Annotated in this window: 10 protein-coding genes; 6 read left to right on the forward strand and 4 right to left on the reverse strand. The window is 74.6% G+C overall.

Going from position 1 to position 10,971, the window contains the following annotated elements; genetic code table 11:
* Nucleotide 1 precedes the first annotated feature (1 nt).
* The 3 genes from ACIA5F_RS29440 to hemL all read right to left on the reverse strand — a co-directional run bounded on the left by ACIA5F_RS29440 (nt 2) and on the right by hemL (nt 3,704).
* Entirely contained in the window at nt 2–1,255 is a 1,254-nt protein-coding gene (locus ACIA5F_RS29440) for a hypothetical protein (RefSeq protein WP_399358233.1), read from the reverse strand.
* A gap of 437 nt (nt 1,256–1,692) precedes the next feature.
* Entirely contained in the window at nt 1,693–2,373 is a 681-nt protein-coding gene (locus ACIA5F_RS29445) for a histidine phosphatase family protein (protein ID WP_399358216.1), read from the reverse strand.
* The gene (gene hemL, locus ACIA5F_RS29450; RefSeq protein WP_399358218.1) at nt 2,370–3,704 is read right to left on the reverse strand and encodes a glutamate-1-semialdehyde 2,1-aminomutase; all 1,335 of its coding nucleotides are present in this window, start codon (nt 3,702–3,704) and stop codon (nt 2,370–2,372) included. Before hemL ends, ACIA5F_RS29445 begins: the two co-directional genes overlap by 4 nt.
* 295 nt (nt 3,705–3,999) lie before the next feature.
* Between hemL and ACIA5F_RS29455 the strand changes: the two genes are divergently transcribed.
* The 4 genes from ACIA5F_RS29455 (at nt 4,000) to ACIA5F_RS29470 (ending at nt 8,677) form a co-directional block, all read left to right on the forward strand.
* Nucleotides 4,000–4,437 (forward strand): hypothetical protein, encoded by a 438-nt coding sequence (locus tag ACIA5F_RS29455; RefSeq protein WP_399358235.1) that lies wholly within the window; start codon nt 4,000–4,002, stop codon nt 4,435–4,437.
* A gap of 608 nt (nt 4,438–5,045) precedes the next feature.
* Nucleotides 5,046–6,143 carry a serine hydrolase domain-containing protein gene (locus ACIA5F_RS29460; protein ID WP_399358219.1) on the forward strand — a complete coding sequence of 366 codons (1,098 nt, stop codon included), beginning with the start codon at nt 5,046–5,048 and terminating at the stop codon, nt 6,141–6,143.
* A gap of 231 nt (nt 6,144–6,374) precedes the next feature.
* A complete protein-coding gene (locus tag ACIA5F_RS29465) occupies nt 6,375–7,154 on the forward strand; it encodes a Mut7-C RNAse domain-containing protein (protein WP_399358221.1) in 780 nt (259 codons plus the stop codon).
* Between the two features lie 23 nt (nt 7,155–7,177).
* Nucleotides 7,178–8,677, forward strand: coding sequence for an FAD-dependent monooxygenase (locus tag ACIA5F_RS29470; protein WP_399358237.1), 1,500 nt, complete (start codon nt 7,178–7,180; stop codon nt 8,675–8,677).
* Nucleotides 8,678–8,716: 39 nt separating this feature from the next.
* On the opposite strand, the gene ACIA5F_RS29475 is transcribed toward ACIA5F_RS29470, so the two are convergent.
* A complete protein-coding gene (locus ACIA5F_RS29475) occupies nt 8,717–9,271 on the reverse strand; it encodes a hypothetical protein (protein WP_399358223.1) in 555 nt (184 codons plus the stop codon).
* A gap of 223 nt (nt 9,272–9,494) precedes the next feature.
* Between ACIA5F_RS29475 and ACIA5F_RS29480 the strand changes: the two genes are divergently transcribed.
* Both ACIA5F_RS29480 and ACIA5F_RS29485 read left to right on the forward strand, forming a co-directional pair.
* Complete coding sequence (locus ACIA5F_RS29480) at nt 9,495–9,830, forward strand: YnfA family protein (protein ID WP_399358224.1); 336 nt, start codon at nt 9,495–9,497, stop codon at nt 9,828–9,830.
* A gap of 162 nt (nt 9,831–9,992) precedes the next feature.
* Nucleotides 9,993–10,763: an SDR family NAD(P)-dependent oxidoreductase gene (locus ACIA5F_RS29485; RefSeq protein WP_399358226.1), complete on the forward strand. Its 771-nt coding sequence runs from the start codon at nt 9,993–9,995 to the stop codon at nt 10,761–10,763.
* Nucleotides 10,764–10,971 lie beyond the last annotated feature (208 nt).

Below are 10,971 nucleotides of genomic sequence, written 5' to 3' on the forward strand. Positions count from 1 at the left end.
GTCAGGCGGTGGGGGACGGGGCGGCGGGTGTCGGCCGGAGCGGGGTCAGGTAGGCGCGCCAGCCTCCGGCGGGGGCCTGGCCGGGGGCGAGCGTGCGCAGCCGGGCGAGCAGGGCGGGGTCCTGGACGTCCAGCCAGTCGGCGAACTGACGGAACGATACGAGCCGTACATCCTTTTTGTCCGACATGCTCTTGAGGGACTCCTCGACGGCGTCCATGTAGATGCCGCCGTTCCACTCCTCGAAGTGGTTGCCGATGAACAGCGGCGCGCGGTTGGTCTCGTAGGCCCGCCGGAAGCCGCCCAGGTAGGAGGCGGTGGCCTGGGACCGCCAGGCCGGGTAGTTGGACGGGACGCCCCGGGTGGTGTTGTGGGACTGGTTGGCCAGGATGTTGTAGTCCATCGACAGGACCTCGAAGGAGTGACCGGGGAAGGGCAGGGACTGCAGGGGCAGGTCCCAGATGCCCTCCTTCTTCACCGGCCACGTCTGGGTCCCGCCGGGCGAGCTGGCGTCGTAGCGCCACCCCAGCGTCCGGGCGGCCGTCAGCAGGGAGTCCTGGCCCAGCAGGCAGGGGGTGCGGGCGCCGGTCAGCTCCTTGCGGTAGTCGAAGGGGAGCGGTTCGAGGTCGGTGAAGCCGGTGTTCGTGCGCCACTCGGTGACGAACGACACGGCCTGGTCGATCTCGCTGCGCCAGTCCTCCGGGCTCCAGTGGGCGACGGAACCGGAGCCCCCGCAGAAGTGACCGTTGAAGTGGGTGCCGATCTCGTGGCCGTCCAGCCAGGCCCGGCGGAGGCAGACGAGGGTGTTGCGGACGTTCTCGTCCTTCAGGTAGCCGATGTCGGAGGCGCCGACCGGGTTGTTCGGCGGGTGGTAGAGGCTCCGCTTCGACTCGGGCAGCACGTAGGTGCCGGAGAGGAAGAAGGTCATGGCCGCGCCGTGGTCCTTGGCGAGCTTGAGGAAGCGCGGGAAGAGCCCGTTGCCGATCTCCCCCGCGCCGTCCCAGCTGAAGACGACGAACTGCGGCGGCGTCTCGCCCGGCTGGAGGGGGACGGGGCGGGGCGGCTGGTGGGGCTGCGGGCCGGTGTCGGCGGTGGAGCCGTCACCGATGGGCCTGACCACGGGCTTACGGGCCCCCGTGGCGGCCTCGCCCCGCCCGGCGGGCCCGCCGGAACCGGAGCAGCCCGCGAGTCCGGCGACCGTGGCGGCGCCGAGCCCGAGTCCGAGCCCGAGGGCTCCCCTTCGGCTGAAGTCGTGCAGGGCACCGCTCATGGCACCGTCCCCGTCATCACTCACACCACGCTGTTATTGACCATATAAACGGACAATTCAGGAGGGGTTGTGGTGCGGCGGGCCCGGCGGTGGGCACGGTACGCGGGGACCGGCCACCCGTACGGGCGAGGCCCCGGACCGGACGGCGGCGGAACACCGCTGCTCCGGGCGGCGCCGGGCCGCTGCCGGGCAGCTACGGGGCCCCGTAGCGGCCCGTCCCGGAACCGGCCCGGCGGATTCGGCCGGACGGGGGGCGGGCCTCCGCCGGACGGGGACGGGCGGGGGCGGCCCCGGGCGAGGTCGGGGCCGGGGGCGGGGCGTACGGCGCGGCCCCGCCGGTCGGGCCCCGCCGGTCGGGCCCCGCCGGTCGGGCCCCGCCGGTCGGGCGGGCCGTCAGGGCGGGGCCGTCGGGGGCCGTCGGGGTGTCAGGCGCCGAAGGCCTTGGACTTGCCCTTCACCGGCTTGGCTCCGGCCAGGAGGTGTGCCGGGACCAGGTCCCGGGCCGGCTCGCTGTACCCCACCGACACCAGCGTGTCCCCCTGGTACGTGAAGGAGGTCAGCGAGGCCAGCGTGCACTGGCGGTGGCGCGGGTCGTGCCACAGCCGGCGCTTCTCCGCGAAGCTGCGCACGATCCAGATCGGCAGCTGGTGGCTGACCGCCACCGCCTCGTGGCCCCTGGCCTCGTCGCGCGCCTTCTCCAGCGCGCTCGTCATCCGGACCACCTGCTCCACGTACGGCTCGCCCCAGGACGGCCGGAACGGGTTGGTCAGGTGCTTCCAGTTGCCGGGCTTGCGCAGCGCGCCGTCACCGACGCCGAAGGTCTTGCCCTCGAAGACGTTGGCCGCCTCGATCAGGCGGCCGTCGGTCGCCAGCTCCAGGCCGTGCGCGGCGGCGACGGGCGCGGCCGTCTCCTGCGCCCGCTCCAGCGGGGAGGCCACGACGTACGTGATGTCCCGGCCCTTGAGGTGCTCCGCGACCCGGTCGGCCATCTCGCGGCCGAGCTCGGAGAGGTGGTAGCCGGGGCGGCGGCCGTAGAGGATGCCCTCCGGGTTGTGCACCTCCCCGTGGCGCACCAGGTGGACGACGGTCAGCTCACCGGCGCTCATGCGGCACCCTCCGGGGTGGCCTCGGCGGCGGCGCGGGCGGCGGCCGGGAGAGCCTGCGCGATGCGCTCGATCGCCCGCTCGTCGTGGGCGGTGGAGACGAACCACGACTCGAAGGCGGACGGCGGCAGGTAGACGCCCCGCGCCAGCAGCGCGTGGAAGAAGCCGTTGAAGCGGAAGCTCTCCTGCTTCTTCGCGTCCGCGTAGTCGCGGACCTCGTCCTCGGTGAAGAAGACGGAGAACATGCTGGAGGCGGTCTGGATGCGGTGCGCGACGCCCTCCTTGGCGAGCGCCGCGCCCACCAGGCCCTGGATCTCGCGCGAGACCGCGCCGACCTTCTCGTACGCGGCGTCGTCCAGCAGACGCAGCTGCGCGAGACCGGCGGCGGTGGCGACCGGGTTACCGGAGAGCGTGCCGGCCTGGTAGACCGGCCCGGCGGGCGCGAGGTGGCCCATGACGTCCGCGCGGCCACCGAACGCGGCGGCCGGGAAACCGCCGCCCATGACCTTGCCGAAAGTCATCAGGTCGGGCCGGACACCGTCGACCCCGTACCAGCCCGCGCGGGAGGTACGGAAGCCCGTCATGACCTCGTCGGAGATGTAGAGCGCGCCGTCGGCCCGGCACAGGTCGGCGAGCCCCTGGTTGAAGCCCTCGGCCGGGGGCACGACGCCCATGTTGCCGGGGGCGGCCTCGGTGATCACGCAGGCGATCTCGCCGGGGTGCGCGGCGAAGGCGGCGCGGACCGCTTCGAGGTCGTTGTAGGGAAGGACGATCGTGTCGCCCGCCTGCGCGCCCGTCACCCCGGGCGTGTCGGGCAGCGCGAAGGTCGCGAGCCCGGAGCCGGCGGCGGCGAGCAGCGCGTCCACGTGGCCGTGGTAGCAGCCGGCGAACTTCACGACCTTCGCGCGGCCGGTGAAGCCCCGGGCCAGCCGGATCGCGGACATGGTCGCCTCGGTGCCGGAGGAGACCAGGCGCACCTGCTCGACGGGCCCGACGCGCGCGACGATCTCCTCGCCGAGCGCGACCTCGCCCTCGCCGGGCGTACCGAAGGAGGTGCCGCGGGCGACGGCGGCCTGGACCGCCTCGACGACGGCGGGATGCGCGTGGCCGAGGATCATCGGCCCCCACGAGCAGACCAGGTCGACGTACTCGCGGCCGTCGGCATCGGTCAGGTACGGACCGGTTCCGGACACCATGAACCTGGGCGTCCCCCCTACGGCGCGGAACGCGCGCACGGGAGAGTTCACGCCGCCGGGAGTCACGAGGGACGCGCGCGTAAACAGGTTCTGCGAGACTGGGGCTTCATACGGATACGGGTAGCTCACACCAGCCATGGTCTCAGAGGCCGCGACTGACTTGCGGACGGGCGTTTCACCGCGCCGCCCCGGGGGAGGTCACTGCCATGATGATCAGGCTGCGTGGCGGGGGCCACGGGGTCGGGGCGGGCAAGACCAGTCGGGTGGAGATATGCAACGCGGTGGTGGACCGGGCGAGGGCACGGACGGCCTGGACCCGCAGCGCGCCCGTGAGTCCCGCCGCCGGGGCAAGCACCGCCGCCGCGCCGCCGAGGCCGCGGACGCGGTACCGGTGCCCGCGCAGCCGCCGGAGGAGCTTCCCCGGGGCCGCGGCATGGGGGTGACGTACAAGTACTTCGGCGCGCCGGACGGGGCGACGGCCGCCCGGGTCCCGGTGACGATGCGGCCGGAGGAGCTGGGCGGCGACGAGCTCGGCATGGGCGGCATGTTCACCAAGATCAAGCCGGAGACGGTGGCCGCGATGATCCTGACCGGCATCGAGGGCATACCGCTGCACGAGGTGCCCCCACTGGAACTGGTCGTCCTCCACCCGGACTACGCGGTGGTCAAACTCCCGATGACGGTCGTCGACCCGCTGCGCGGGGTGGGCGAGGAAACGGTCGGCGCGGCCGCTTTCATCTGGTCCACGGTCCCGGACCGCGGCGGCCCGCGCGACGCGTTCAACGTCTACCAACTGCTCCACGAATGGCAAGATTTCAGCCATCGTCTCCACGAGGCGGGCCACCAGGCGTACTGCCTCGTCTGGCCCTGAGGCCGGAGCCGGGGGCTGGGGGCTGGGGTGATTCCGGGGGCCGGGGCTGGCGGGGTGACTTCGGCGGACCGCTCGGGCCGACCGGCCGGGGGGCCCGGGGGGCCCGGGGGGCCCGGGGGGCCCGGGGCGGAACCGTCCGGGGTGCCGGAGGGTTCCTGACGAAGCCGCAGTTCTCCCCATACCTCCCTTCCCCTGCGGAACTCCGCTCGCGACGGGGTCGCGACGGCGTCTCGGCGGGGTCGCGACGGCGTCTCGGCGGGGTCGCGACGGCGTCTCGGCGGGGTCGCGACGGCGTCTCGGCGGGGTCGAAGGAGCGCAGCTCCTGGGGCCGTTGGCGCCCGATCGGGAAACCCCGGCCGGCCGACTCGCGCCGTACGCGTCGGCGGGTTCCCGGTCGACCCCGACCCGTTCCCCGCGCCCCGCTCCCCTTACCCCACCGCCGGACGTCCGTGCCCCGGCGGCGGGTGGCGGGCGCGGCGGGTGCCTCGCCGTCCCCCTCGTCGGCACCACCCTCCCCGAGTGGGTGCCTCCGGCGCGGCGGGGGACGGTTCGTACGATGGTCTGATCATGCTGGGGTGAGATCACCACCGGACCGGAAGGCCCCGCAGATGACCGAGCACGAACCGCCGACCCAGCCCGAACCCTCCCCGAGCCCCTCCCCGTTCACGGAGGGGGTTCCGTTCACGGAGGACGAGAACCGGGCGCTGCACGAGACGTTGCGCGCGGTCGTCGCGGACGGCGCGACGCCCGGCGGGGTCGTGGTCACCGGCACCGTGGGAGGCGACCGCGCCGTGCTCACCGCGGGGGCCGTCGCCCCGGAGCGGAGCCCCGAACCGCCCGACCGGCACACGGTGTACGACGTCGCCTCCCTCACCAAGGTCATCGCCACCTGGCCGCTCGTCGGCCGCGCCGTCGACCAGGGCCTGATCGACCTCGACGCCCCCGTCCGCGACGCCCTGCCGCCCATGAGCGGCGACACGCCCAGCGGCGAACCCACCGTCCGTCAGCTCCTCGCCCACACCGGCGGACTGCGCGCCACGACCCGCCTCGACCGCTACTGGAACGCCGAACTGCCGCTCCACGAGGTGCTGTGCCGCGACCCCCTCGAAGACACCCCCGGGCGCGCCCACCGCTACATCAACCGGGGCTACGTCCTCCTCGGCCTCGCCCTCGCCCACGTCCACCGGCAGCCGCTGGACGAACTCGCCGACGCCCTGTGGGCCGGGCTGGGCCTGCGCGACACGGTGTACGGCCCGGTCGCCCGCTCCCCGCGCGTCGCCCCCACCGAGCAACGGCTCCCGGGCGTCCCCCGGGTCTGGGGCTCGGTCCACGACGACAACGCCGCCGTCCTGGGCGGGATCGCGGGCCACGCCGGGGTGTTCACCACGACGAGCGACCTCGCCACCTTCGCCGAGCGGCTGCTCGCCGCCCACGCCGACGAGGGCAGCGCGCTGGGCGCCTGGTTCCGGGCCGGCCTCGTCCCGCAGGCCGTGATGGCACCGGGCCTCCACCGCGGCCTGGGCTGGATCACCGCCCACGAGGGCCGGGTCGCCTACCACCACGGCTTCACCGGCACCAGCCTCTACCTCTCCCCCACCACCGGCCGCTACCTCGCGATCTGCACGAACGCCGTCCACAACGGCCCGTCCCGCACCCGCATAGCCCCCTTGCGGTCCCTCGCACTGAAAACGGCCTCCACCACCTGAGGACGCCACCGGGTGGAAGGAGCGGGCCCCATCGCGGGCCGGGGTCTCCCCCGCCCCCGCCCTCCCTCTCCCCTCCCTCTCCCCTCCCGCCCTCCCGCCCGCCGGCCCCTGCAACTCACCTGCCCCCAGCCAGGGCTGGAGCAAAGCCGCGAAGCGGCGGCGGTGCGGGGGCGGGTAGACCCCGGCGGAATGCGGGGGCGGGTGGGAGGGGGGCGGTGGCATGCTGAAGGGGTGCACGGGAACCGTATTCAGCTCACCCTCTCCCTCACCCTCGCCCCCGGGCTGCGCCTGTTCGCCGCGCCCAGCCGGCGGGGCGAACGGGTGCCCACCGTGATCGACGGCGCCTCCAGCCTCGGGCACGTCGTCGAATCGGCCGGTGTTCCGCTCACCGAGGTCGGCCGGTTGCTCGTCGACGGGCGCGAGGAGCCCTTCTCCTACGTGCCCCGGGACGGCGAGTCCGTCGAGGTGTCCGGGGTCGAACGACCGCAGCGGGTCCCTGGCGCGCCGCTCCGCTTCCTCCTCGACGTCCACCTCGGCACGCTCGCCCGCCGCCTGCGGCTGCTCGGGGTCGACACCGCCTACGAGAACGAGGACATCGGCGACCCCGCCCTCGCCACCCGCTCCGCGGCCGAGCGGCGCGTGCTCCTCTCGCGGGACCGGGGGCTGCTGCGGCGTCGCGAACTCTTCGCCGGGGCGTACGTCTACAGCGACAACCCCGACGAGCAACTCCGCGACGTCCTGGGCCGCTTCGCTCCCGTGCTCGCCCCCTGGACCCGGTGCGGCGCCTGCAACGGCACCCTGCGCGAGGCCGACAAGGACAGCGTGGGCGACCGCCTCGAACACGGCACGCAGCGCTCGTACGACGTGTTCGCCCAGTGCTCCGACTGCGAGCGCGTCTACTGGCGCGGCGCCCACCACGCCCGCCTGGAACGCATCGTCGACGAGGCCCTCGCCGAGTTCGGTCCCGCGCGCGGGAACGGAGCGGCCGACACCGTGTCCGGTACCGCGTAGGAACGGATTCCGGAGGGGCCCGGCTGGCAGACTGCCGGAGTATGACCGCCACAGAGGACATGCCCGATGTCGTCGTGGTCGGCGCCGGGCCCACCGGGCTGTTGCTCGCCGGGGATCTCGCCGCCGCCGGACTCGCCGTCACACTCGTCGAACGGCGGCCCCGCACCGCCGCCAACCTCACCCGCGCCTTCGCCGTGCACGCCCGCACCCTCGAACTGCTCGACGCGCGCGGACTCGCCGACCAGCTCGTCTCCACCGGGCGCCGCATCGACCGCGTCCTCCCCTTCGGGGGCATGGCACTCTCCCTCCAACGGCTCCGCAGCCGCTATCCGTTCGTCCTCATCACCCCTCAATATGAGACAGAGAAACTGCTGGAGCGCCGGGCACTGTCCACAGGCGCGACCCTCCGGTACGACTGCGAACTCACCGGCCTGGGTCAGGAGGGGCAGCAGGGGTGCGAGGGGCGGGTGCGTCTTGAGGTGCGCGTCGGGGGGCAGGACCGCGAGGTGCTCCACGCCCGTTACGTCGTCGGCGCCGACGGGGTCCGCTCCACCGTCCGGGACGCCCTCGGTCTGCCCTTCCCCGGCCAGGCCGTCGTCCGTTCCATGGTCCTCGCCGACGTGCGCCTGGCCCAGCCGCCCGAGGACCTCCTCACCGTCAACGGCACCGACGAGGCGTTCGCCTTCCTCGTCCCCTTCGGCGACGGCTGGTACCGCGCCATCGCCTGGCACCGCGAGGGCCACGCCCCGGACAGCGACCCCGTCGGCATCGACGAGCTGCGCGCCATCACCCGCACCGCCCTCGGGACCGACCACGGCATGCACGACCCTCGCTGGATGTCCCGCTTCCACAGCGACGAACGCCAGGTCCCCCGCTACCGCACCGGCCGCGTCTTCCTCGCCGGGGACGCCGCCCACGTCCACTCCCCCGCCGGTGGCCTCGGCATGAACACCGGGCTCCAGGACGCCGCCAACCTCTCCTGGAAACTCGCCGCCGTCCTGCGGGGGCAGGCCGCCGACCCCGAGGCGCTCCTCGACAGCTACCACCGCGAACGCCATCCGGTGGGCCGTCTCGTGCTCTTCGCCAGCGGCGCCCTCGTCCGCGTCGTCATGGCCTCCGGGCCCGTCCGGCGCGCCGCCCGCAGCCTCGGCGCCGCGCTCCTCGGCCGGATCGGCCCCGCCCAGGAACGGGCGCTCGGGGTGGTCTCCGGCATCGGCATCGCCTACCCGCCACCGCCCGGCACCCGCCGCCCCGCAGGCCGGCGCGCCCCCGACCTCGCGCTCGCGCACGGGCAACGGCTGTACGAGGTCCTGCGCGCCGGCGGCTTCGTCCTCGTCACCCCGCCCGGCCCGGCCACCCCGCCCGGAGCCCCGCTGACGCACGTCCACTGGCGCGCGCGGGACCGTACGGCCTGCGTCCTGGTCCGCCCGGACGGGTACGTCGCCTGGAGCGCGCCCCGGGCCACGGAGGCCGGGATCGCGGCGGCCGTGGCCTCCTGGCTCCGGGACGGACCACAGGGATAGGGCAGGGCAGGGCCGGGCAGGGCAGCGAGGGGAGCGGGGTCAGAAGGTGTACGGGTCGCCCGTGTCCAGGGCCAGCACCACGTGTTCGTTGTTCGCGCGGTCGCGGTCCGTGGCACCGCCGTTCCACCAGGTGTCGACCCGTACCACCACCTCCGGCACGCGTTCCCGCAGGTCAAGGGCGATCCCGATATGGCGGCCACGGCCCTGGCTGGGGAGCGGGCCCGTCTCGCACACCACCTCGCGGTGTCCGGCCCGCGCGCAGCCCGGCGCCAGTTCCTGCCGGTCGGCGAGGTCGGCGGACAGGCGCAGCCGGACCGTGGCGTTCGGCAGCGCGGCCGGGCCGTCGTTCTCCGGGAGCAGCAGGATCCGGAGCGTTCCCCGGGCCAGGGCGACCCGCCCGTGGTAGGACACATCGGCCTCGGGTCCGGCCACCACCCGGGGTCCGGCCGATCCGCCGGACCCGGACCCGGGTACGGGTCCCCGTACCGGTCCCGCCCACGCCGGGGTGCCCGCACCCGCGCCCGCGCCGAGTACCAGCAACCCGGCCACCACCACACTCCGCACGGCACCACGGCGCACCGCCACCACCTCCACGCGGCGGAGGCTAACCCGCGCCGGAGCCTGCCGGTCGGACCATCACACGAACGAGGGCGCGGCCCTCACCCGTCTGCGGCCCTCACCCGTCCGCGCCGCACACCCGTCCGCGTCCTCTGTCCGTACCGCCGCCGCCTCCCGTCCGTGGCGCCCGCCGGGCCACCGCCGGGCCGTCCCCGTGCCGGCTCCGGGCCGACTCCGGGGCGTTTCGTACCGTTGGGCCATGCTGATCGCCCGTTCCGCCGCACTGTTCGTCCTCGCCGCCCTCCTGGAGATCGGCGGTGCGTGGCTCGTCTGGCAAGGGGTGCGCGAGCACAAGGGGTGGGCCTGGATCGGCGCCGGGGTGATCGCGCTCGGGCTCTACGGCTTCGTCGCCACCCTCCAGCCCGAGGGCGACTTCGCCCGCGTCCTCGCCGCCTACGGCGGGGTCTTCGTCGCCGGGTCGCTCGTCTGGGGCATGGTCGCGGACGGCTACCGGCCCGACCGCTGGGACGTCGTCGGGGCCCTCGTCTGCCTCGCCGGCATGGCCCTGATCATGTACGCCCCACGCGGCCGGTGAGCCCCGCGCGCCCCACCGGCCCCCCGCCTATGCTGGCGCGTATTCGCCCGTACGGATGAACCCGCGGATGAACCTGGGGGCGGGTCCGCGGGCGGGTCCGCGGAAGAGCCACGGACGGACCCGAGGGCGGACCGACCAGTCGACGAACGAGGAGCACCGCACATGAGCACGGCCACCCGCACCGCCGTAGTGACCGGCGCGAGCAGCGGCATCGGCGCGGCCACCGCCCGGCAGCTCGCCGCAGCCGGCTACCACGTCGTCCTCACCGCCCGCCGCGAGAAGCGCGTCGAAGCGCTCGCCGCCGAGCTGACCGAGGCCGGGTACGAGGCGAGCGCGTACGCGCTCGACGTCACCGACCGCGCCGCCGTGGACGCCTTCGCCGCCTTCCTCGGCCGCCGCCCGTCCGTCGACGTGCTCGTCAACAACGCGGGCGGCGCCCTCGGGGCCGAGTCCGTGGCCACCGGGGACCCGGCCGACTGGCGCACGATGTACGAGGTCAACGTCATCGGCACGCTCCACGTGACCCAGGCGCTGCTGCCCGCCCTCACCGCCTCCGGCGACGGCACGGTCGTCGTCGTGTCCTCCACCGCCGGGCACGCCACGTACGAGGGCGGCGCGGGGTACGTCGCCGCGAAGAACGGCGCCCGGGTGCTCGCCGAGACGCTCCGTCTGGAGATCGTCGGGCAGCCGGTGCGCGTCATCGAGATCGCCCCGGGCATGGTCAGGACCGAGGAGTTCGCCACGACCCGCTTCCGCGGTGACACGGAGAAGGCGGCGAAGGTCTACGCGGGCGTGGCCGAGCCCCTCTCCGCCGATGACGTGGCCGACACCATCACCTGGGCGGTGACCCGCCCCAGCCACGTCAACATCGACCTCCTGGTGGTCCGCCCCCGCGCCCAGGCGTCGAACACGAAGGTCCACCGCGAGCTGTAGGGCCCAGCCCCCTCCGCTCCGGACCCGCCGTACGGGCGCCCGGGGCGCCGGGGACGGCGGGGTGCCGGGCCGACCCCCGTCCGGCCCGGCACCCCTCTCTTACCCCCTCCGGCCTAGTGCTGTGACCGGAAAGGTTCACCGGCCCGCGACGCCCGGCACGGCACCTCGCGATGTTGTCGGGTCGCCCACGTACGTCCAGTACTACGGG

The organism is Streptomyces sp. NPDC051567 (assembly GCF_044454165.1).
Classification (GTDB): domain Bacteria; phylum Actinomycetota; class Actinomycetes; order Streptomycetales; family Streptomycetaceae; genus Streptomyces.